Raw genomic sequence first — 22,299 nt, 5'->3', positions numbered from 1 at the left:
CCAGGGCTTCCCGCCCCCGCATGACGGCAGCCCGCACGGCGGCACCCCGCAGCAGGCCCCCGCCGCGGGAACGCACGCCGCGGAGATGCATGCCGCGCCCACGCTCGCGGCACCGATCGCCCCGCCCGGCTACTTCACCGAGCAGGGCGGCGGCGCGCACGGCGGCCAGTTCCCCCCGCCGCCCGGACCGCCGCCCGGACCGCCGGGCGTACCGGCCCAGCCCGCCCCGTACGGACAGCAGCAGGGCGCGTACGGCCACCCCGGCCATCAGCAGCCCTACGGCATGCCGCAGCAGACCGCGCCCTACCCCGGCCAGCCCGCGCCGTACGGGCAGGGCGCCCCGGGAACGGCCGGTCTGCGGACCGTTCTCGACAAATACCGTGAGGTGCCCACCGGGCAGCGGTGGACGCTCCAGAACTCCAAGCTCGTCCGCGTCGATCTCGGGATCGACAACCAGCCCGTGCTCGCCCGCCAGGGCAGCATGGTGCTCTACCAAGGCAAGGTCGACTTCGGCTACAAGGGCGCGGGCTTCGCCGGACGCATCATGGGCCACGTCACCGGCCAGGAGCTGCAGCTGATGCGCTGCACCGGCCGCGGGCAGGTCTTCCTCGCCGAGAACTCCGCGCACCTGCACCCGATCGAGCTCCAGGGCGACGCGATCTGCGTCTCCGCCGAGTCGGTGCTCGCCTTCGACGAGTCGCTCCACCATGAGGTGCGCCGGATCGAGGGCCACGGCATTCCCGGCGGGGCCCTGTTCACCATGCAGTTCCAGGGCCACGGCACCATCGTCGTCAAGACCCACGGCGTCCCCGTGGTGCTCCCGGTCACCCCGGCCACGTATGCCGACGCCAACGCCATCGTCGCGTGGTCCGCGGGCGCCCAGGTGATCATTTCCAGCCAGGTGCGGCTGCGCCGCAACTCCTACCCGGGCCACAGCGGCGAGACCGTGAACCTCCAGTTCCGTGGCGCGCCCGGGAACTTCATCGTCGTCCAGCCCTACGAGGTCTGAGGGAGCCCGCAATGACCATCGACCAGACACCTCTCTCGGGCTATGCCCCGACCCCGGTCACCGCCCGGATGGAGCCGCACGGCAGCAACATCCTCAGGGTCGCCATGCAGACCGGCCAGGACCTCTTCGCCCGCACGGGCTCGATGATCGCCTACGACGGGTACGTCCAGTACGAGGCGAACCCGCCCGCGCTCCGCCAGATGGCCTCCCAGTGGATCACCGGCGAGGGCGCGCCCCTGACGAAGTTCTCCGGCGACGGCCTGCTCTACCTCGCCGACTACGGCGCGGACGTCGTGTGCCTCTATCTGGACGGCGACTCGCTCTCCGTCAACGGCACCAACGTCCTCGCCTTCGACGCCCACCTGCAGTGGGGCGTGCAGCGGGTGAAGGGCATGGCGAAGTTCGCGGGCCAGGGCCTGTTCAACGTGGCCATCTCCGGCACCGGCTGGGTCGCCCTGACCTCCCGGGGCACCCCGATCGTCGTCGACTGCGGCCGCGGCGACGACGAGACCTATGTGGACCCCGACGCCCTCGTCGCCTGGTCCACCAACCTGAAGATGAAGGGCAGGAGCAGCTTCAAGGCGTCCTCCCTGATCGGCCGGGGCAGCGGCGAGGCGTACCAACTGGGTTTCTCCGGCCAGGGCTTCGTGGTCGTACAGCCCAGCGAGGACAGCACCGACCGGCTCCGGGCGCGGGGCTGAGGGGGAACGGAAACAGCATGCAGAGCCCGCTTTTCGCCCACACCGAGGCGCAGTCGCAGGAGCGCTACGCCCTGCAGAACCCGCAGTTGCTGCGGGTCTCCCTCACCGGCCACGACGACGTCCTCGCCCGTAAGGGCTCCATGGTCGCCTACCAGGGGATGATGGAGTTCGACGGTGAGTACCGGTCCCGCGGACAGCGCGACGCGCAGTCCCGCACCGGCGAGGGCCTGGACCTGATGCGCTGCTCGGGGCAGGGCACCGTCTACTTCGCCAACCTCGCCCAGCACATCCACGTGGTCGACGTCGACCACGACGGTCTCACCGTGGACAGCTCCTACGTCCTCGCCCTGGACTCCACCCTGCACTGGGACACCATCGCGGTGGACAGCCAGTACGGCATCTCCGGCACGGGCGCGTACAACCTCGTCATCAGCGGGCAGGGCAAGGTCGCCCTGATGACCTCGGGCCAGCCGCTGATGCTCCAGGTCGCCCCCGGCAAGAACGTCAGCGCCGACGCGGACGCCGTCGTCGCCTGGTCGACCTCGCTGGTCGTCCAGATGCAGTCGGTCACCTCCTCGTCGGGTGTCTGGCGGCGGCGCGGCAGCACGGGCGAGGGCTGGGAGCTGAACTTCCAGGGCCACGGCTACGCGCTCGTCCAGCCCAGCGAGCTGCTCCCGCCGCAGGGCGCCGAGATCGGCCAGGGGCTCATGGCCCAGTACGGCCTCGGCCAGAACGGCGCGCACGGCCAGAACCAGGGCAACATCTGGTCCAACCGCTGAGCCCATGCGTGTGCAGGGGCTGTCGCCACATGTGTAAGGGGCGGTCGCTACGGCGACCGCCCCTTACACATCGCTACCTGTCGCTGCCGCTGTGCGCTATAGCCGTGCGCTACAGCCGTGCCAGCGTCCGCTTCAGCAGCTGGACGACCGAGTCGTCGGCGACGCCCGCCACCTCGTCGTACGGGAACCAGCGCAGGTCCAGCGACTCGTCGCTGATGGCCGCCACCGCGCCCTCCGGCACCAGCGCCGCGTACTGCACGTCGAGATGCCAGTGACAGGGCGCCGGGATCGGGTGCCGGTCGAGGCGTACCGGGCCGCCGGGCAGCAGCGTCAGCCCGCTGATGCCCGACTCCTCCGTGGCCTCCCGCAGCGCCGCGTCCATGAGCGTGCTGTCACCGGGCTCGCAGTGGCCGCCCATCTGGAGCCACATCCGCAGCTTGCGGTGCAGCGTGAGCAGCACCTGGCCGCGCGCCGGGTCGATCACCAGCGCGCTCGCCGTCAGGTGCCCGGCCCCGCACGCCTTCCACATCCCGTCCGGGTGGGCGGCGAGGTGCTCCAGGTAGAGCTCGCGGAGCTCCTGCTGGTCCTCGTATCCCTCCAGTACGCGGACGGCGTTCTCGTGAAGGCTCACTTCTTGTCGTCGCCCTTGCCGCTGTCGGAGCCGCCCTGCTCGCCCTCACTGCCGGAAGCACCGGACTCCCCGGCGTCCTTCACGTCGGAGTCCTTCGAGGGGTCCTTCGAGGAGTCCTTCGTCAGGTCCGGCTTGCCTGCGCTGCCCGCGGCCTCGCCGAGCATCTTGTCGAGCTCGGAGAAGTCCAGGTGCTCGCGGTGGACGAAGCCGTCCGGGTCGTCCAGGTCGCCCGCGGTCGGCAGCATGTCCGGGTGCTCCCAGAGGGCGTCACGCCCCTCGGTGCCGCGCGCGTCCGTCAGGGACGCCCACAGCCGGGAGGCGTCCCGCAGGCGGCGGGGGCGCAGCTCCAGACCGATCAGCGTCGCGAACGTCTGCTCCGCCGGGCCGCCGGAGGCGCGCCGCCTGCGCAGGGTCTCGCGCAGGGCGTCGGCCGACGGCAGGTGCGGTGCCGCGGCGGCGTGCACGACCGCGTCCACCCAGCCCTCGACCAGCGCGAGCGCGGTCTCCAGGCGGGCCAGGGCGGCCTTCTGCTCCGGGGTGTCCTCCGGCTGGAACATGCCTTGCTGGAGGGCCTCCTGCAGCTGCTCCGGGTGCGACGGGTCGAGCTGGCCGACCGCGTCCTCCAGCTTGGCCGTGTCGACCTTGATGCCCCGGGCGTAGCCCTCGACGGCGCCGAAGAGGTGCGAGCGCAGCCACGGCACGTGGGCGAACAGGCGCTGGTGCGCCGCCTCGCGCAGGGCCAGATACAGCCGCACCTGGTCCTGCGGGACGCCCAGGCCGGAGCCCAGGGCCTCCACGTTCAGCGGCAGCAGGGCGGCCTTGCCCGCCGGGCCGAGCGGCAGGCCGATGTCGGTGGAACCGACCACCTCGCCCGCCAGCACACCCACGGCCTGGCCGATCTGCGTGCCGAACATGGCACCGCCCATGGAGCGCATCATGCCGAGCAGCGGGCCCGCCATGGCCTGCATCTCCTCGGGCAGCACATTGCCCATGGCCGCGCCGACGCGCTCGGCGACGGGGTCGACCAGTTCCTTCCACACCGGCAGGGTCGCCTCGACCCACTCGGCGCGGCTCCAGGCCACGGCCGTGTTCGCGCCGGACGGCAGCGACGTCACGCCGTCCAGCCACAGGTCGGCCAGGCGCACGGCCTCCTCGACCGCGGCGCGCTCACCGGAGGTCACGCTGGCGTCCTTGGTGCCGTCGGCAGTGCCCTGCGCGACGGTCTGCCGGGCGATGTCCTTGGCCATGTCCCAGTTCACCGGGCCGCCCTCGTACGAGAGCATCTGCCCGAGCTGCTGGAAGGCCGCGCCCAGGTCGTTCGGGTTCAGGGAACCGAACATCGCGGCGAAGGGGTTGTCCCCAGCGCCCGCGGGGCCGCCGAACCCGAACGGATTCGCGGGTCCCTGGCCGCCCTGGCCGTCGCCCTTCTTCTTGCCGTCACCGCCGTTATCCGGCTCCTCCGGCGGCAGGCCGAATCCGAATGGGATGTCACTCACGGGTTTCCTCGGCTCGTAGGGCCGCCGGCTCGGGACCGGCGGCGAATGCCCGACAACACCACCCAGCGTAGACACCCCGGCCCGTATCCGGGCTTGGTGCTTCGCCGACCCCTGGCCTGCGGCAGGATGGACGTCACCTGGTACGTACGTGTCATGACCCGTACGTACTGAAGACAACCGCTGGAGATGCCCGGTGAGTTCCCCTGACCGAGAAGTTCGCGCAGCGCGAAACGGTTCCGCGCGTGACAGTACGCGTGACAGCACGAGCCCGCATGCCCGCCGTCGGCCGGTCGTCGCGGTCACCGGAGCCGCCCGCGGGATCGGCGCGCTGCTCACGCAGCGGCTCGCCGTCTCCGAGGAGATCAAGCAGGTCGTCGCCATCGACGAGCGCCGGGGCGACGTGAGCGAGGCCCAGTGGCACGTCCTGGACGTGCGGGACCCGCTGATCGCCGACCGGCTGCGGGGCGCCGACGTCGTCGTGCACCTCGCACTCGACCTGGACCTGGAGAGCGACCCCGCTGCCCGCACCGCCTACAACGTGCGCGGCACCCAGACCGTGCTGACCGCCGCCGCGGCGGCCGGGGTGCACCGGGTGGTGCTGTGCACCTCCGCGATGGTCTACGGGGCGCTGCCGGACAACGACGTCCCGCTCGCCGAGGACGCGGAGCTGCGCGCGACCGCGGAGGCGACCTGTGTGGGCGACCTGCTGGAGATAGAGCGGCTCGCCCGGCGCGCGCCGCGCGCGCATCCCGGGCTGAACGTCACGGTGCTGCGGCCCGCCGTCCTCGTCGGTGGCACGGACACCGCGCTGACGCGCTATTTCGAGTCGCCGCGCCTCCTGGTCGTCGCCGGGTCGCGCCCCACGTGGCAGTTCTGTCATGTGGAGGACCTGGTGAGCGCGCTGGAGTTCGCCGCCCTGGAGAAGGCCGAGGGCGAGCTGGCGGTCGGCTGCGACGGCTGGCTGGAGCAGGAGGAGGTCGAGGAGCTCAGCGGCATCCGCCGCATGGAGCTGCCCTCGGCGGTCGCGCTCGGCGCCGCCTCCCGGCTGCACCGCCTCGGGCTGACCCCGTCGCCCGCGGGCGACCTGGAGTACACGATGCACCCCTGGGTCGTCAGCGGCAGCAGGCTGCACGACGCGGGCTGGCGGCCGCGCTGGACCAACGAGGAGGTCCTCGCGGAGCTGCTGGAGGAGGTAGCGGGGCGCCACACCGTCGCGGGCCGCAGGCTCGGACGCAAGGATGCCACCGCCGCGGGCGCCGCGGGGGCGACCGTGGCACTGCTCGGCACCGCCGCTCTGGTCCGCCGTGCCCGGAAGGCCCGCCGGAGGCTGTAGCGGCCCCCATGAGGGCCTTTGAGGCCCCTTGAGGCCCCAAGGCGGGCACCCTGAGCTTGAGGGCCTGAGGGAGGGCCCTTGAGACGTCCATGAAGCGCCCCTGCTGCCCCTGTGCGGCACTGCGGGGCGGCTTCGGGCCCGTGGGGACACCCGTGGGGACACCGCACAACGCCGCACCGGCCCGGACGCGTCCGTACGGCCGTAGGAGCCTCCGTGGCGGAGCGGGCGAAGCTGTTCGAACGCCCATGCCCCGGCGTACACCCGCGTACGGCACGATGGACCGCATGACCTCCCTCGACGAGCACCCCGGCGGGCACCCTGGCGAGCGCGCCGCCGCGGACCCGGTCCGGCTGCTGGCGATCCGTGACACCCCCCTGTCCGTCGACGAGGTCTTCGCGGCAGTCGGTGACGCCGCCGCGGGCGGCACCGCGCTGTTCGTCGGCACCGTGCGGGATCACGACGGCGGCGCGGACGTCGCGGGGCTCGGCTACTCCGCGCACCCCTCCGCGGAGGAGGAGCTGCGCAAGGTCGCCGAGAAGGTCGCCGCGGACTTCCCCGTACGGGCGCTGGCGGCCGTCCACCGCGTGGGCGAGCTCGCCATCGGCGACCTCGCCGTCGTGGTCGCGGTGTCCTGCCCGCACCGGGCGGAGGCCTTCGAGGCGTGCCGTCGTCTGATCGACGACCTCAAGCGGGACGTCCCCATCTGGAAGCACCAGCGGTTCTCGGACGGAACCGAGGAGTGGGTGGGGGCCTGCTGACGGGCCCCGCCCCGGTTCACGCCTTCCTTGGCCTCCCCGCCCTTCGCACCCTTCTCGTCCGTCACACACGTCACCCCTGACGGACTGGCCCCAGTTGCGTAACCCTGCCCCTGACGTAAGCGTTGTGGGGGCGGATGATTAATCTGCTCATCAGTCAGTCGTGGTGATTCCTGGGGCCGGGAGGGTGGCATGGCAGCGCTCGTGTGGTTGCTGATTCCGGTCGCCGCGGCCGTCGTCGCCGTCCTGTGGGGGAGCTGGGCTGCGTGGGCGTCCCGCAACCGCAAGTCGGGGGACGTCGCGGAGCTCGCCGGGTACGCGCGCTTCCGCGAGGCGATGGAGCGCTCGGACACCGGCAGCGGAGTCTCCTAGCGCCGTGCGGGACAGCGCCCGGCGAACATGGGGCGCCCGGCCGTGACCATGCGCGCCCCTCTTGGCTTCTCCTGGCTTCCCCGGACGGACCGCCCCGAAGGTGGACTGTCGGACCCGTCCCGTACTGTCGTTCCATGCCCCGCCGCACCGCGACGCTCCTCGCGTCCCTCCTGATGCTGATCGCGCTGATCTGCGCGGGTGTGCTCATCCCCGTGCCGTATTCCGAGATGTCCCCGGGGCCCACGGTGAACACCCTCGGCGAGCACGACGGCGAGCCGGTGCTCCAGATCTCCGGGCACAAGACCTATCCGACGACCGGCAATCTCAACATGACGACGGTCCGGGTGACCGGCTCGCAGTTCCGGATGAACCTGGTGGAGGCCCTCGTCGGCTGGCTCGGGCACGACAGCCTGGTGGTGCCGCACAGCACGCTCTACCCGGACGACAAGACCCCCGACCAGCTCAACCAGGAGACGGCCGAGGAGTTCAGCCAGTCCCAGGAGAGCGCCAAGGTCGCGGCCCTCAAGCAGCTGAAGATCCCGGTGGGCACCCGCGTCGTCGTCTCGTCCGTCGTCAAGGGCAGTCCGGCGGAGGGCCGGCTGCACGCCGGTGACGTGATCAAGGCCGTCGACGGCACGGAGATCAAGCAGCCCGGCGACGTCGCCAAGCTGGTCACCAAGCACAAGCCGGGCGAGCAGGTCTCCTTCGAGATCGTCCCGGCCAAGGAGGCGGCGGCCGCGGAGAAGGAGAAGCGGGAGCCCAAGGGCGCGGAGACCGTCACCCTCACCACCACCAAGGCCACCGACGACAAGCGGGCCGTCGTCGGCATCCAGGCGGGGACGGACCACACCTTCCCGTTCTCGATCAACATCAAGCTGGCGGACGTCGGCGGCCCCAGCGCCGGGCTGATGTTCGCCCTCGGGATAGTCGACAAGCTCACGCCGGACGACCTCACCGGCGGCAAGTTCGTCGCCGGTACGGGCACGATCGACGACAACGGCAAGGTCGGGCCCATCGGCGGCGTCGAGATGAAGACGGTGGGCGCGCGGGCGAAGGGGGCGCGATTTTTCTTGACCCCCAAGGACAACTGTGCCGCAGCGGCGAAGGACAAGCCTTCGGGGTTGACGCTGGTGAAGGTCGACTCGATAGGCGATGCGATGGCTGCGTTGCAGAAGATTCGTACCGGGGATATGGCCGGGCTGGCGCAGTGCGGTAAGTGAGCGTCCGGCGTTCCACGCCGGGGCTTCGCCCCCGGGCCCCCTTTGCGCCTCATGGGGTGCCACTTGCGCTCCGTGCGCGGCTGCGGGTCGTAGTCGGCTGGTCGCGCAGTTCCCCGCGCCCCTTACGGGGCGCGTCCCCGGCGCTGGTCGCGCTCACGCGGCGGAGCCGCAGGATGTCACGGTCCCGCGCCCCTTTCGGGGCGCGGGGAACCGCTGGGGTCTAGTCCTCGAACGTCGCCGCCAGAGCCTCCGCCAGGTTGGGGACGAGGTCGGCGCCGGTGAGGACCTCCGTGGGGGAGTCCTTCTCGCGGAGGCGGACCGCGGACTCGCGGGCGCCGTCGCGCAGTACGGCCACGGTCATGCGGACCTCCTGGCGGTCCGGGTGCGCCGCGACCCACTTCGCGAGCTGCTTCTCGCCCATCCCATTGGGCACGGTGCCCTCCGCGGACGGCGGCAGCATCAGCCGCTCCACGGTGAGCGCGCAGCCCGCCACCGCGTCCGGCCAGGCGATGGTGCCGAGGAACTTGTCCAGCGGCGTACCGGCCGGCACCTCGTCCTGCTCGATCGGGGTGAGCGAGGACTGCGCGGTCTCGTCGAGACCGAGCTGGGCCGCCAGGCCCGGCTCCTGCACGCGCAGCTTGGCGGTGTCGACCAGGGCGAACAGCCGGGCGGGCTGGTCCCAGCCGAGGGTGGACGCGTACTCGTCGATCTCGAGCACGGCGCGGGTGAGGGGGCTGGCCGCCATGGGGGTGTTGGGCAGCCCGGAGCCGGTGGAGCCGTCGGGGTCGGGAATGCTGGAAGTGCTGGACATGCTCAATATCGTGCCCTGAAGGTGACCAAAAATGGGAACTGAGTAAAGCCTCGGTAAGTTGCCACCTTGGGCCCTAGGATCGCTGGGCCCTGATCGACAGCTCCAACTCACAGCGAACTTCGAGGTGCGCACCTTGGCTTTCCAGATGCCGGACCGCGGCGGAGGCCCGACAGGGCCACGGATCAGAGTCGGCCGCCCGTCCCGGCGGATCCGGACCCTGCTCATGACCCTGGGCGTGCTGGCGGCGCTGGTCATGCTCTTCGTGATGTTCGCCGGGTTCTGGACGGACTGGCTCTGGTACCGCTCGGTGAAGTACTCCTCGGTCTTCACCACCACCCTCGGCACCAAGATCGGCCTCTTCGCCGTCTTCGGGCTGCTGATGGCCCTCGCCGTGGGGATCAACATCTGGCTGGCGCACCGGCTGCGGCCGCCGCTGTCCGCGATGTCGATGGAGCAGCAGAACCTGGACCGCTACCGGATGCGCGTCGCGCCGTACAAGCGGTGGGCACTGCTGGCGGTCGCGACGCTCGTCGGGCTCGTCTCGGGCGCGTCCGCGGCCGGTCAGTGGCGCACCTGGCTGCAGTGGGTCAACGGGGTGTCCTTCGGGCAGAAGGACCCGCAGTTCCACAAGGACATCTCGTTCTACACCTTCGACCTGCCCTGGTACCGCTTCCTGCTGAGCTTCGGTTTCGCGGCGGTCGTCCTCTCGCTGATCGCCGCCGCCCTGGTGCACTACCTCTACGGCGGTCTGCGGCTCACCAGCCCGGGAGGCAGGGCCACCGCCGCGGCCACCGGGCACCTGTCCGTGCTGCTGGGCCTCTTCGTCGGCCTCAAGGCCATCGCCTACTGGCTGGACCGCTACGGCCTCGCCGTGAAGTCCAGCGGGCTGAAGTCCACCGACGGCTGGACCGGTCTGCGCTACGTCGACGCCCACGCCTATCTGCCGGCCAAGACGATTCTCTTCATCATCGCCCTGATCTGCGCCGTGCTGTTCTTCGCGACGCTGTGGCGCCGCACCTGGCAGCTGCCGGTGATCGGGTTCGGGCTGATGGTGCTCTCGGCGGTGCTGATCGGCGGGCTCTACCCGGCGATCGTGCAGAAGTTCCAGGTCCAGCCCAATGAGCAGGCCAAGGAATCGCCGTACATCAAGAAGAACATCACGGCGACGCGCGAGGCGTACGGCATCGACGGCGCGGACGTGAAGGACTACGCGGGCCGGAACGACATCGCGGACAAGGACAAGGAGAAGCTGCGCGCCGCGGCGAATTCCACGGCCAGTCTGCGTCTCCTCGACCCGAATATCGTCTCGCCCACCTTCCAGCAGAAGCAGCAGGTCAAGGGCTACTACCAGTTCCCGTCCACGCTGGATGTCGACCGTTACAAGAAGGACGGCAAGGAGCAGGACACGGTCATCGGTCTGCGCGAGCTCAACATCAAGGGAATTCCCGAGCGCAACTGGATCAACGACCACTTCAAGTACACCCACGGCTACGGCGCCGTCACCGCCAAGGGCACCTCGGTCACCGGCGAGGGCGAGCCGGACTTCACCGAGCAGAACCTGCCCACCGAGGGCATGCTCGGGACGTACGAACAGCGGGTCTACTACGGCGAGAAGACCACCCAGTACTCGATCGTGGGCGGCCCGCAGAAGGAGCTGGACTACTCCAGCGACAAGGGCGAGCAGAGTTACCGCTACGAGGGCAAGAGCGGTGTGAAGCTCTCGAACCCGTTCAACCGCGCCGCGTACGCCGTGGCCTTCGGCGAGCCGCAGATCCTGTACTCCGGCGCCATCGGCGACGGTTCGCGGATTCTCTACAACCGCACGCCCAAGGAGCGCGTCGAGGCGGTCGCCCCGTGGCTGACCATCGACGGCGACACCTACCCGGCGGTGGTGGACGGCCGTATCCAGTGGATCGTCGACGCCTACACCACCACCAACGGCTATCCGTACGCCTCCCGCACCACGCTCGGTGACACGACGGCGGATTCGCTGACGACCGGGCAGCGGGCCGTGGTGGCCCAGCAGAATCAGGTCAATTACATCCGCAATTCCGTCAAGGCGACCGTGGACGCCTACGACGGCACGGTCAAGCTGTACCAGTGGGACGCCAAGGACCCGGTGCTGAAGACCTGGATGAAATCCTTCCCCGGCACGGTCAAGCCGAAGTCCGAGATCAGCCCGGCACTGATGGACCACCTGCGGTACCCGCAGGACCTGTTCAAGGTGCAGCGCGAGCTGCTGACCCGCTATCACGTCACCGACCCGGGCACCTTCTACACGGGCAGCGAGCGGTGGGAGGTGCCGGACGACCCGACCACCAAGAAGGGCAACGCGGTCCCGCCGTACTACCTGAGCATGCGGATGCCCGACCAGACGGCGCAGACCTTCTCGCTCGCGACGACCCTGACCCCGAAGGGCCGGGAGAACCTCGGTGCCTTCATGGCCGTGGACGCCGACGCGAAGAGCCCCGGATTCGGCAGGATCAGAATCCTGAAGATGCCGTCGGACAACCCGGTGTCGGGCCCGCAGCAGGTGCAGAGCAATTTCAACAGTGACCCGAAGATCGCCGAGAAGATCAACGTCCTGAAGCGCATGGGCGGCGATTCCGAGGTCGAGTACGGCAATCTGCTGACCGTGCCGATGGAGGGCGGGCTGCTCTACGTGGAGCCCGTGTACGTCCGCGGCGCGGGCACGAACTATCCGCTGCTGCGGAAGGTGCTCGTGACCTACGGCAAGAGCACGGCGTTCGAGGACACCCTGCCGCAGGCCCTCGACGTGATCTTCGGCAACAAGGCCGCGGGTGGCACCACCCCGCCGGGCAACGGCACCACGCAGCCGTCGCAGCCGTCGCAGCCGTCCAAGAACCCGACGGCCGATCAGGCCGCGAAGGACATCAAGGACGCCTACGAGGCCGGTCAGAAGGCCCTGGAGAGCAAGGACCTGGCGGGCTACGCCAAGGCCCAGGAAGCCCTCAAGGACGCCGTCGACCGCTTCCTCAAGGCGGAGGGCCAGGGCGGCGACAAGAACGGCGCCGACAAGGGCAGCGGTGCCGACAAGAACGGCGGTGGTGACAAGAGCGGCGGCGACAAGGCCGCCACGCCGGGCGGCTGACGGCCCGTCCGCCGGGCCCGGGCACCCCTCGGGGTGACGGGAAACCCCGGAGGCCCCGCTCCGCGCCGTGGTACGGTTGTCGCACAACGGCGCGGGGTGGAGCAGCTCGGTAGCTCGCTGGGCTCATAACCCAGAGGTCGCAGGTTCAAATCCTGTCCCCGCTACTTACCGACAAGGCCCGGAGTCCTCGGACTCCGGGCCTTGTCGTGCGCCCGGACCCGTACGGTCGTCCGACCGTCAGGTGTCCGGGGGGACGCGGCGTGTGCGGGTTGTGTGCGGGGCTTCTGTGGAGAGTTTGGAGCCCCGTCGTGTCGGGAAGTCGGGAAGTCGACAAAACGCTGAAGTGACCTCACTGGCTGCGGCATACCAGGTGTACGCGGGTTGCGGGTGGTGCGACGATGGGGCTTATGGGGGACAGGACGAGGCTGTGGGAGACACGTCGGCTTGTAGAAGCTCCCGGTGACGGGAGCGATCAGGAACTGACGTCGTACGGGGCGGTGGCCGCCGCGACGGCCGAGGCCGGCGACACGGCCGACCTCGAGTTGGAGACCGCACGGCGCAAGGCCGCGGAATCGGGGGATCCCGCGGCCCTGAGCATGCTCGGCGCCCTGCTGCTGCGCCGCGGCGACCTGGACGGGGCCGAGCGCCACCTCCGGGCCGCCACCGCCGACGGGGACCGCTCCGCGGCCAACAACCTGGGCGTGCTGCTGCACCAGCGCGGTTACGGCGACGAGGCCGCGGGCTGGTGGCGGATCGCCGCCGTCGCCGGCTCGTCCGCCGCCGCGCACGCGCTCGGCCGCTACCACCGCGAGCGCGGCGACGAGCCCGCCGCCGAGTACTGGCTCCGTCAGTCGGCCGAGTCCGGTCACGCCCTCGGTGCCTACGCCCTCGCCGATCTGCTGGAGCACCGGACCGACGTCGGCGCCGAGCGCTGGTTCCGTGCCGCCGCCGAGCGCGGGCACCGCGAGGCCGCGTACCGCCTGGCGCGCATCCTGGACGGCCGGGCGCCGCGCGCCCGCAAGACCACCCTCGGCCCCGGCGGCGTGGAGACCTCGGTCCGCGAGCTGCGCGCCGCCGCGGCGGACGGCCGGGACGGCGCCGCGGCCCGCGAGGCCGAGCAGTGGTACCGGCAGGCCGCCGCCCGCGGCCACCGCCGTGCGGCCCTGCACCTCGGCACGCTGCTGGAGGGCCGCGGCGAGACCCAGGAGGCCGCGCGCTGGTACCTGACCTCGGCCAAGGACGGCGAGTCGCGTGCCGCGTGCGCGCTCGGCTTCCTGCTGCGCGACGCCGGGGACGGCGAGAGCGCCGCCGTCTGGTGGCGCCGTGCCGCACAGGACGGCGACGGCAACGCCGCCAACGCCCTGGGCGCCCTGCACGCCGACCGCGGCGAGGCGGGCGAGGCCGAGCGCTGGTACCGCCAGGCCCTCGACCACGGCGACGTCAACGGCGCCTACAACCTCGGGCTGCTCTGCGCCGAGCAGGGCCGCACCGCGCAGGCCGAGCAGTGGTACCGCCGCGCCGCCTACGCAGGGCACCGCGAGGCCGCCAACGCGCTGGCCGTGCTGCTGCTCCAGCACGGCGACGCGGCGGGCGCGGAGCCCTGGTTCTCGAAGGCCGCCGAGGCGGGCAGCGTCGACGCCGCGTTCAACCTCGGCATCCTCTACGCCGGGCGCGACGAGGAGCGCATGGCCGTCCAGTGGTACGAGCGGGCGGCCACCGCCGGGCACACCGAGGCCGCCCTCCAGGTCGCCATGGCCCTGCTGCGGGACGGCGACGAGGAGGGCGCGGAGCGCCACCTGCGCGTGGCCGTGCGCGGCGGCAGCGCGGAGGCCGCCTTCCGGCTGGGCGCGCTGCTCGACCGCGACGACGACACACGCGACGAGTGCGAGGAGTGGTACGGGCGGGCCGCCCGGCAGGGGCACCGCCGCGCCCAGGTGCGGCTCGGCATGCTCGTCGCCGAGCGGGGCGACGTGGTGGAGGCCGCGCACTGGTACCGCCAGGCGGCGGAGGCGGGCAGCCGCAACGGCGCCTTCAACCTCGGCCTGCTGCTCGCCCGCGAGGGCAGCGAGCCGGAGGCGGCGGTGTGGTGGGCGCGTGCCGCGGACGCCGGGCACGGCCGGGCCGCCCTGCGGCTCGCTCTGCTGGCGGCGCGGCGCGGTGACCTCACGGAGGGGCGGCACTGGTGCGAGAGTGCCGTGCGGCTGGGGCCGCCGGAGGTGGCGGAGCGGGCTGCTCGGCTGCGCGATGCGTTGCAGCAGGAGCTGACGGCGTAGCCCTCCGGCCGTTCGTTGTTGGCTGTCCCGCCGTTGCCGCCTGCGGCGGTAGCGGCCTGCGGCCGTCGTGTTCTTCGTCCGCGGGCCGGTGGGGGCTGGTCGCGCCCACGCGGCGGAGCCGCACAGTGCAGCACAGCCCCGCGCCCCTTACGGGGCGCCTTACGGCCGTGACAGGGGTTTGCTTCTGGGGGCGGCGGTGGGTTACGGTTGGGTTACCGACGCGGGGTGGAGCAGCTCGGTAGCTCGCTGGGCTCATAACCCAGAGGTCGCAGGTTCAAATCCTGTCCCCGCTACTCCAGGCAAGGCCCGGATCCTTACGGATCCGGGCCTTTGTCGTGCTTCAGCCCGTCGCGCAGTTCGGGCAGATGCCCCGGTAGGTGACCTCGACCGCCGCCACCTGGAAGCCGAAGCGCTCCTCCGAGGGGAGGTCGGCCAGCAGGTCGCCGGAGGGGTGGACGTCCCGGATCGTGCCGCACCGCGAGCACACCAGGTGCTGGTGCGCGTGGTGGGCGTTCGGGTCGTAGCGCTTGGCCCGCCCGTCCGTGCTCACCTCCAGGACCTCGCCGAGGGACACCAGCTCCCCGAGGGTGTTGTAGACGGTCGCTCGCGAGATCTCCGGCAGGAGCTCGGCGGCCTTGGCGTGCACCTCGTCCGCCGTGTAGTGCACGTGGTCCCCGTCGAGGACCTCGGCGACCACGCGTCGCTGCGCGGTCAGCCGCCAGCCGCGTCCCCGGAGCCGTTCCAGCAGGTCACTCATGCCATTCACCTATCAGTCAGATAGGACCAGCGTAGCAGCGGGTCCCGTCCACCCCTGGATTGGATATCGGTGTTGTTCTCTTCTTGACTTAGACAGAGTCCAATGTAGGATCGGTTTCGGCTCAGGCCAAGGCGCAGGTAGCAGGCGCACGCAGGGTGCAGGTCGAATTCAGACGGAGGCGAACGTGACGGTTCAGGGCGAGGCCAGGACGAAGACGGGCCCGCTGACCACGGAGTCCGGAGCTCCGGTCGCGGACAACCAGAACAGCGAGACCGCGGGCGTCGGCGGCCCCGTCCTGGTCCAGGACCAGCTGCTGCTGGAGAAGCTCGCGCACTTCAACCGCGAGCGCATCCCGGAGCGCATCGTGCACGCCCGCGGCGCCGGCGCGTACGGCACCTTCACGCTCACCCGTGACGTCACCCGGTGGACGCGGGCGAAGTTCCTCTCCGAGGTCGGCAAGAAGACCGAGACGTTCCTGCGCTTCTCCACGGTCGCGGGCAACCTCGGCTCCGCCGACGCCGTGCGCGACCCGCGCGGCTTCGCGCTGAAGTTCTACACCGAGGAGGGCAACTACGACCTCGTCGGCAACAACACCCCGGTCTTCTTCATCCAGGACGCCATCAAGTTCCCGGACTTCATCCACACCCAGAAGCGCGACCCGTACACCGGCTCGCAGGAGGCGGACAACGTCTGGGACTTCTGGGGCCTGTCGCCGGAGTCCACGCACCAGGTGACCTGGCTGTTCGGCGACCGCGGCATCCCCGCCTCGTACCGCCACATGAACGGCTACGGCTCGCACACCTACCAGTGGAACAACGAGGCGGGCGAGGTCTTCTGGGTCAAGTACCACTTCAAGACCGACCAGGGCATCAAGAACCTGACCGCGGCCGATGCCGCCAGGCTGGCCGGTGAGGACGCCGACAGCCATCAGCGCGACCTGCGCGAGGCCATCGAGCGCGGCGACTTCCCGACCTGGACCGTGCAGGTGCAGATCATGCCCGCGGCCGAGGCGGCCACGTACCGCTTCAACCCCTTCGACCTCACCAAGGTGTGGCCGCACGAGGACTACCCGCCGATCGAGATCGGCAAGCTGGAGCTCAACCGCAACCCCGACAACATCTTCGCCGAGGTCGAGCAGTCCATCTTCTCGCCCGCGCACTTCGTCCCGGGCATCGGCCCGTCGCCCGACAAGATGCTCCAGGGCCGCCTCTTCGCCTACGGCGACGCCCACCGCTACCGCGTCGGCATCAACGCCGACCACCTGCCGGTGAACCGCCCGCACGCCACCGAGGCGCGCAACTACAGCCGCGACGGCTTCGCGTACGACGGCCGTCACGGCCGCTCCAAGAACTACGAGCCCAACAGCTTCGGCGGGCCCGTGCAGACCGGCCGCCCGCTGTGGCAGCCCGCCACCGTCTCCGGGGCCACGGGCAACACCGAGGCCCGCTCGCACGCCGAGGACGACGACTTCGTCCAGGCGGGCAACCTCTACCGGCTGATGTCGGAGGACGAGAAGAGCCGCCTGATCGACAACCTCGCCGGCTTCATCGCCAAGGTGTCGCGCGACGACATCGCCGAGCGCGCGATCAACAATTTCCGCCAGGCGGACCCCGACTACGGCAAGCGGCTGGAAGCCGCGGTCCAGGCCCTGCGCGGCTGACCCCGCCCCCGGGGTAGTCCCAAGCAGTCGCTTGCCGTACACACCGGAGAGGCCGGACGCCAGAGGGCTCCGGCCTCTCCGGCTGTTCCCGTACGCGTTTCCGTACGCGTTCCCGTAGGCGGGCGTCAGCGCGTCAGCACCCCCGCGCGGGCCCGTGCGGGGGCCCAGCAGCGGATGATGTCGCGTACCGACACCACGCCCACCGGACCCTGCCCGTCGAGGACGATCAGGTGCCGGAAGCCGCCGCGCGACATCGCCGACGCCGCCTCGTCCAGCGTCCACTCCGGCGCCGCGAAGACGACGTCGGTGGTGGTGTGGGCGTGAGCCTTCTCCCGGTCCGGGTCCTGGCCCGCGCCGACCGAGTTGAGGATGTCGCGCTCGGTGAGGATGCCGATCCCGCCGGCTTCGGGATCGAGCACGACGGCTGCGCCTATCCTGCGCGCGGACATGAGCCGCGCTGCCTGCCGGAGGGTGTGTGCGGGGCCGATGGTGAGGACCACCGTGCTCATGGCGTCGCGGACGAGCATGGTCGGAAGACACCTCCTTGGGGACTGTGAACTCCCGCACGCTCCGCGGGGTTTCACAAATTCACAAGCGGGGGATTCCTCATCGTCACACGCTCACGCGGACACAACAAGGGGCGCGCGGAGCCGGACTTCCGCTTCCGCGCGCTCCAGGGCCGTGTTTGAACCGACGGCGCGTCTTAATGCCAGAGGCGGTCATGGCATGTCGGAGCGCCGGTGCCGGGCGGGGTGCTCGCGAACTACGAGCGCAGATAGCCCAGCAGCTCGTCGTGGAGCAGTCCGTTCGACGCCGCCGCGTCACCGCTGTGCGGCCCAGGCCGTCCGTCCAGGCCCGTGAAGCGGCCGCCCGCCTCCTCGACGACGACCACGTTCGCCGCCATGTCCCACAGCGACAGCTCCGGCTCCGCGCACATGTCCACCGAGCCCTCGGCGACCATCATGTACGGCCAGAAGTCGCCGTAGCCGCGGGTCCGCCAGCAGTCCCGCGTCAGGTCGAGGAAGCCCGGCAGCATCCCGCGCTCCTCCCAGCCGGACAGCGAGGAGTACGCGAACGACGCGTCCTGGACCCTGCCGACCTGCGACACCTGGAGCCGGCTCGCCGACATCAGGCTGCGGCCCGTGTAGGCGCCCGAGCCCTTCGCCGCCCACCAGCGGCGGCCCAGCGCCGGTGCCGACACCACGCCGACGACGGGCTCGAAGCCCCCCTCGCCCTGCACCATCAGGGAGATCAGGGTGGCCCACACCGGCACCCCGCGGACGTAGTTCTTGGTGCCGTCGATGGGGTCGATCACCCACCGGCGCGGGCCCGTGCCCTCGCTGCCGAACTCCTCGCCCAGCACGGCGTCACGCGGCCGCGCGCGCTGGAGATGGCCGCGGATCAGCTCCTCGGCGGCCTTGTCCGCCTCGCTCACCGGGGTCATGTCCGGTTTCGTCTCGACCTTCAGGTCGAGGGCCCGGAACCGTTCCATGGTGGCGGCGTCGGCGGCATCCGCCAGGACGTGGGCCAGGCGCAGATCATCGTGGTAGTCGGACATGGCTGAACAGTACCTGTGGGCGCCCGTGGGGCACCGGCGGCCCGCCCGGGACTCTTGACACCGACTGGTGGCGCGTCAATTCTGTGGCCACTACCGTCGTGCGGTCGCACGGCCGGGGAGGCGACGATGCCCGCGGCACGAGAGCTCCTGCTTGACGCGGCCTACGCGGCGCTCGACAGACGGCCCTGGAACGGGGTCCGTATGGTCGACGTCGCGGCCGCCGCCGGGGTCTCCCGGCAGACGCTCTACAACGAGTTCGGCAGCAAGGCGGGGCTCGCCCGCGCACTGGTGCGGCGCGAGGCCGACGCCCTGCTCGCCGGGGTCGAGCGCGCCCTCGCGGACGCGGGCCCCGAGGCGGACGCCGGGGCCCGGTGCGCCGCAGCGGCCGGGTGGATCCTGCGCACAGCCCGCGCCAACCCGCTCGTACGGGCCGCGCTCACCGGCTGTCGCGGCGATCGGCTGCCCGCCGTCGCGGCGCCGTCCGTGCCGTTCCCGCGCGGCGGCTCCGGCCTTCCGGTGGTGCGCGGCACCCCCACGCCCTGGGCACTGGCCGACGCCATCCGGGACCGCGCGGTACGCGCCGTCGCCCGGGGAGCCGGGCACCGGGCCGCGGGGCCGGAGGCGCCCGTGCCGGAGGCGGTGCCGTGGGCCTGCGAGGCGGCCGTCCGGCTGACCCTCTCCTACGTGATCGCCCCGGCCCCCTCGTCCGAGGAGGCCGCCGGCCATGTCGCCCGTCTGGTCCGCGCCCTTCTGGGTGAGGGGTACGGGGCGTCCGCGCCGGGGGACGAACCGGAGGAGCCGGAGGAGTCGGCGGAGCAGGACGGCTGCGTCACATGAGCCCCCGCCATGAGTACCGCCCCACGTGAGCCGCCGCCTTACTTGAGCCAGCCGATCAGGTCGGTGTTCTCCTCGCCCAGGCCCGGGGCGCCCGTGTTCGCCAGGCCCTTGCGGATCGCGATGATCTGGGGGCGCTGGTAGAGCGGCAGCGAGTGCCCGAGCTCCCACACCTTGGCGTCGGCCTGGTTGTACAGCTCGATCTGCTTGGCCTCGTCCGTGGTCCGGGACGCCTCCACCATCAGCTTGTCCACGTCCTGCGAGCCGATCCGGCCGTAGTTGCCGAAGGAGTTCCCGCCCTGCGGCAGGCGGTAGTCCTGGTAGGAGCTGGAGCGGTAGATCCGGTCGACCTGCCGGAACTGCGTCAGGTCGTAGTTGCTCCGGTGGACGTACTTGTCGAAGTAGTCGTCCCCGGGCACCTTGCGCAGCTCCACCTTGATGCCGATCTCGCCGAGCATCTGCTGGGTGATCTTCGCCTGGTCCTCGGCGAGCCCGGTCACGTCGGCGGGCATCACGTACTCCAGGGACAGCGGCTTGCCGTCCTTGGTACGCGGCTTGCCCGCGCCCTGATCCTTCCAGCCCGCCTCGTCCAGCAGCTTCTTCGCGCGCTCCACGTCACGCTTGGCGAAGCTGCCCGCGTTGTCGCGGTAGCCCTCCTGGTTCGGCATGAAGAAGTGGTTGTTCACCACCTTGGGCCGGAACGGCAGGTCCTTGCCCGCGATGTTCGCGAGCGCCTCGCGGTCCACGCCGAGCGTCACCGCCTGCCGCACCTTGACGTCCTGCAGCGGCCCCCGGCTCCCGTTGAGGCTGAGCACGACCTGGTCCCAGCGGGCGCCGATACGGAAGTCGGTGTCCTTGTCCTGCTTCAGCCGCTTGTACGCCTCCGCGGCGGCCGCGCTGGTGTAGTCGATCTCGCGGTTGAGGTACGCGTCGACCTTGGCCGTGCCGTCCATGGCCCAGAAGATGTACTTGTCCAGCTTCGGCTTCTCGCCCCACCAGTTCGGGTCCGGCACCGCGGTGATGGTCTTCGCGGTCTTGTCGTACTCGCCGATCTTCCAGGAATTGCCGGTGATCGGGGCCTTCCCCGTCCAGCCCGTGTTGAAGCTCTCCGGGGTCGCGTTGAGCGAGGCGGGCAGCAGCGGGTCGAAGAGGCTCTGCCAGTCGGCGAACGGGGTCTTGAACGTGATCCGTACCTCGTGCTCGTCCTTGCCCTGCTCGACCTTGTCGATCTGGTCGTAGCCGATGGTGTTCGCCACCTGGAAGCGGCTGTCCGAGCCGTTGAGCGCCTTCCACTGCGCCTCGAAGTCGGCGACCCCGAGCGGCTTCCCGTCGGACCACTTGGCCTTCGGGTTCAGCTCGTACGTCACCACCTGCGGGTTCGTCGAGGTCACCGCCGCCGAGGTCAGGAAGTTCGGGTTGGCGTGCGGCACACCCTTGGCGTCGAAGTCGAACAGGTCGGGTTCGATCAGCGAGATGATCGACGCGGCGTCGCCCTGCGTGCCGTCCGTCTGGTTGGGGTTGTACTGATTGATCCACTGCTCGATCGACACCTTGTAGGTGCCGCCCTGCTTGAGATCGGACGCCGGGTGCGGGTTGAGGTCCTGCGTCCCGGCCGCGGGAGCCGCCTTCCGCTCCTGCCCGCCGTCGTCGGACGCGCCGGACCCGTCCCCGCCGCCGCACGCGGCGAGCACCAGGGCGGCGGATACGGTCGCCGCGGCGACGGCGGCTGCTCTGGCGGCCTTGATCATGGCGGAGTTCCTCTCGTGGTACGCGCATGGGGTGGGACATGGGGCATGGGGCATGGGACCGGAAGGCGGATCGGCCCGCGTCGGCGGGGTGAAATCCCGGTCACCGTACGCACGTTCACCAGCTCCCCGACAGGCTCACAGGCCCCGGGCCAGTGCATTTATCCCAGCCGCAACACGCGTGACACAGGAAGCAACGGCTCCGTCGAATCCGCTGGATAGCGTCCGCCTCGTGCTCGCCTATCTGGCCAAGCGGCTGGGCTACTACCTCGTCCTCCTCGCCGTGGCGGTCTTCCTGTCCTATGTGCTCTCCTCGCTCGCGCTGTCCCCGCGCGGCTACTTCGAGGGGCGCCAGCCACCTCCGCCCGCGGGCTCGGTGGAGGCACAGCTGTCCGCGCTCGGCATCAACGACCACACCCCGCTCATGGACCGCTTCGGCACCTGGGCCTCGCACGCGCTCCGCGGCGACTTCGGGCGCACCATCGACAGCGGCAGCGTGGGCGAGGAGTTCGGGCGCCGCGTCGGCGTGAGCCTGCGGCTGCTCGTCGCGGGCACCGTCCTCGGTACGGTCGTGGGCGTCCTCCTCGGCGCCTGGGGCGCCGTACGGCAGTACCGCCTCTCCGACAGGGCGGTCACCCTCTTCGCCTTCCTGCTGCTGTCCACCCCCACCTTCCTGCTCGCCGTCCTCCTCAAGGCCGGCGCGATGAAGGTCAACCAGGCCGCGGGCGGCGAACTCATCGCGTTCACCGGCGAGAAGACCCCCGGACTCACCGGTTCCGGCGCCACGCTCCTCGGCGACCGCGCCGTCCACCTGTTGCTGCCCACCCTGTCCATCGCGCTCGGCACCGCCGCCGCGTACAGCCGCTACCAGCGCGGCACCATGCTCGACGTCCTCGGCTCCGACTTCCTGCGCACCGCCCGCGCCAAGGGGCTCACCCACCGCGCGGCCGTGCTCAAGCACGGGCTGCGCACCGCGCTCGTCCCCATGTCGACCTTCTTCGCCTACGGCTTCCTCGCCCTGTTCACCGGCGCCGCCTTCACGGAGAAGATCTTCGGCTGGCACGGCATGGGCTCCTGGTTCATCGACGCCGTCGGCAAGAGCGACGTCAACTCCGTCGTCGCCGTCAATGTGTTCGCCGCCGTGATGGTGCTGCTCTCCGGCTTCCTGGCCGACGTGCTCCACGCCGCGCTCGACCCCCGCGTCCGGACCCGCTAGCCAGGAGCGCCATGATGACCACCACCACCGCCACCAC

General features: G+C 71.0%; 19 protein-coding genes and 2 tRNA genes. 14 read left to right on the top strand and 7 right to left on the bottom strand.

Annotated elements, in window-relative coordinates; all coding sequences use genetic code 11:
• From K6I34_RS09130 to K6I34_RS09120, 3 genes are all read left to right on the top strand, one after another.
• A partial coding sequence (locus K6I34_RS09130; RefSeq protein WP_229324040.1) for an AIM24 family protein occupies positions 1-1,009 on the top strand: 1,009 nt, incomplete at its 5' end.
• A gap of 11 nt (positions 1,010-1,020) precedes the next feature.
• On the top strand, positions 1,021-1,710 hold the full coding sequence (locus K6I34_RS09125; protein WP_229324038.1) for an AIM24 family protein: 690 nt from the start codon (positions 1,021-1,023) through the stop codon (positions 1,708-1,710).
• Positions 1,711-1,727: 17 nt separating this feature from the next.
• Positions 1,728-2,489 (top strand): AIM24 family protein, encoded by a 762-nt coding sequence (locus tag K6I34_RS09120; protein ID WP_229324036.1) that lies wholly within the window; start codon positions 1,728-1,730, stop codon positions 2,487-2,489.
• 109 nt (positions 2,490-2,598) lie between these two features.
• On the opposite strand, the gene K6I34_RS09115 is transcribed toward K6I34_RS09120, so the two are convergent.
• Positions 2,599-3,120, bottom strand: coding sequence for an NUDIX hydrolase (locus K6I34_RS09115; protein ID WP_229324034.1), 522 nt, complete (start codon positions 3,118-3,120; stop codon positions 2,599-2,601).
• The gene (locus K6I34_RS09110) at positions 3,117-4,616 is read right to left on the bottom strand and encodes a zinc-dependent metalloprotease (RefSeq protein WP_229324032.1); all 1,500 of its coding nucleotides are present in this window, start codon (positions 4,614-4,616) and stop codon (positions 3,117-3,119) included. The genes K6I34_RS09115 and K6I34_RS09110 overlap by 4 nt, the downstream gene beginning before the upstream one ends.
• Positions 4,617-4,809: 193 nt before the next feature.
• On the opposite strand from K6I34_RS09110, the gene K6I34_RS09105 reads away from it, so the two are divergent.
• The 4 genes from K6I34_RS09105 to K6I34_RS09090 all read left to right on the top strand — a co-directional run bounded on the left by K6I34_RS09105 (position 4,810) and on the right by K6I34_RS09090 (position 8,296).
• Positions 4,810-5,949, top strand: coding sequence for an SDR family oxidoreductase (locus tag K6I34_RS09105; protein ID WP_229324030.1), 1,140 nt, complete (start codon positions 4,810-4,812; stop codon positions 5,947-5,949).
• Between the two features lie 284 nt (positions 5,950-6,233).
• The gene (locus K6I34_RS09100; protein ID WP_229324028.1) at positions 6,234-6,707 is read left to right on the top strand and encodes a molybdenum cofactor biosynthesis protein MoaE; all 474 of its coding nucleotides are present in this window, start codon (positions 6,234-6,236) and stop codon (positions 6,705-6,707) included.
• Positions 6,708-6,896: 189 nt separating this feature from the next.
• Complete coding sequence (locus tag K6I34_RS09095) at positions 6,897-7,076, top strand: hypothetical protein (protein ID WP_121799635.1); 180 nt, start codon at positions 6,897-6,899, stop codon at positions 7,074-7,076.
• 134 nt (positions 7,077-7,210) lie between these two features.
• A complete protein-coding gene (locus tag K6I34_RS09090; RefSeq protein ID WP_229324026.1) occupies positions 7,211-8,296 on the top strand; it encodes a PDZ domain-containing protein in 1,086 nt (361 codons plus the stop codon).
• A gap of 220 nt (positions 8,297-8,516) precedes the next feature.
• On the opposite strand, the gene K6I34_RS09085 is transcribed toward K6I34_RS09090, so the two are convergent.
• Complete coding sequence (locus tag K6I34_RS09085) at positions 8,517-9,041, bottom strand: PPA1309 family protein (protein WP_229324046.1); 525 nt, start codon at positions 9,039-9,041, stop codon at positions 8,517-8,519.
• A gap of 211 nt (positions 9,042-9,252) precedes the next feature.
• Between K6I34_RS09085 and K6I34_RS09080 the strand changes: the two genes are divergently transcribed.
• The 4 genes from K6I34_RS09080 to K6I34_RS09065 all read left to right on the top strand — a co-directional run bounded on the left by K6I34_RS09080 (position 9,253) and on the right by K6I34_RS09065 (position 14,785).
• Positions 9,253-12,219: a UPF0182 family protein gene (locus tag K6I34_RS09080; protein WP_229324044.1), complete on the top strand. Its 2,967-nt coding sequence runs from the start codon at positions 9,253-9,255 to the stop codon at positions 12,217-12,219.
• Positions 12,220-12,309: 90 nt separating this feature from the next.
• A tRNA-Met gene (locus K6I34_RS09075) sits at positions 12,310-12,383 on the top strand.
• Positions 12,384-12,617: 234 nt separating this feature from the next.
• The gene (locus K6I34_RS09070) at positions 12,618-14,492 is read left to right on the top strand and encodes a tetratricopeptide repeat protein (RefSeq protein ID WP_229324024.1); all 1,875 of its coding nucleotides are present in this window, start codon (positions 12,618-12,620) and stop codon (positions 14,490-14,492) included.
• A gap of 219 nt (positions 14,493-14,711) precedes the next feature.
• Positions 14,712-14,785: transfer RNA gene (locus tag K6I34_RS09065), tRNA-Met, on the top strand.
• Positions 14,786-14,832: 47 nt separating this feature from the next.
• Here K6I34_RS09065 and K6I34_RS09060 read toward each other — a convergent pair.
• Positions 14,833-15,249 carry a Fur family transcriptional regulator gene (locus K6I34_RS09060; RefSeq protein WP_229324022.1) on the bottom strand — a complete coding sequence of 139 codons (417 nt, stop codon included), beginning with the start codon at positions 15,247-15,249 and terminating at the stop codon, positions 14,833-14,835.
• A 184-nt stretch (positions 15,250-15,433) separates the two neighbouring features.
• Here K6I34_RS09060 and K6I34_RS09055 point away from each other — a divergent pair, with 184 nt between their 5' ends.
• Positions 15,434-16,909: a catalase gene (locus tag K6I34_RS09055; RefSeq protein WP_229324021.1), complete on the top strand. Its 1,476-nt coding sequence runs from the start codon at positions 15,434-15,436 to the stop codon at positions 16,907-16,909.
• Positions 16,910-17,034: 125 nt separating this feature from the next.
• Here K6I34_RS09055 and K6I34_RS09050 read toward each other — a convergent pair whose 3' ends face one another.
• Together K6I34_RS09050 and hisN are read right to left on the bottom strand one after the other, a co-directional pair.
• On the bottom strand, positions 17,035-17,436 hold the full coding sequence (locus K6I34_RS09050; RefSeq protein ID WP_229324019.1) for a cyclic nucleotide-binding/CBS domain-containing protein: 402 nt from the start codon (positions 17,434-17,436) through the stop codon (positions 17,035-17,037).
• Positions 17,437-17,672: 236 nt separating this feature from the next.
• A complete protein-coding gene (gene hisN, locus K6I34_RS09045) occupies positions 17,673-18,467 on the bottom strand; it encodes a histidinol-phosphatase (RefSeq protein WP_229324017.1) in 795 nt (264 codons plus the stop codon).
• Positions 18,468-18,593: 126 nt separating this feature from the next.
• Here hisN and K6I34_RS09040 point away from each other — a divergent pair, with 126 nt between their 5' ends.
• A complete protein-coding gene (locus tag K6I34_RS09040) occupies positions 18,594-19,304 on the top strand; it encodes a TetR/AcrR family transcriptional regulator (protein WP_229324015.1) in 711 nt (236 codons plus the stop codon).
• A 38-nt stretch (positions 19,305-19,342) separates the two neighbouring features.
• Here the strand turns inward: K6I34_RS09040 and K6I34_RS09035 are convergent, their stop codons facing one another.
• The gene (locus K6I34_RS09035) at positions 19,343-21,049 is read right to left on the bottom strand and encodes an ABC transporter family substrate-binding protein (protein WP_229324013.1); all 1,707 of its coding nucleotides are present in this window, start codon (positions 21,047-21,049) and stop codon (positions 19,343-19,345) included.
• Between the two features lie 229 nt (positions 21,050-21,278).
• Between K6I34_RS09035 and K6I34_RS09030 the strand changes: the two genes are divergently transcribed.
• Positions 21,279-22,262: an ABC transporter permease gene (locus K6I34_RS09030; RefSeq protein WP_229324042.1), complete on the top strand. Its 984-nt coding sequence runs from the start codon at positions 21,279-21,281 to the stop codon at positions 22,260-22,262.
• Positions 22,263-22,299 lie beyond the last annotated feature (37 nt).

The organism is Streptomyces sp. UNOC14_S4 (assembly GCF_020740835.1).
Classification (GTDB): domain Bacteria; phylum Actinomycetota; class Actinomycetes; order Streptomycetales; family Streptomycetaceae; genus Streptomyces.
This window is presented reverse-complemented; position numbering and strand designations above follow the sequence as displayed.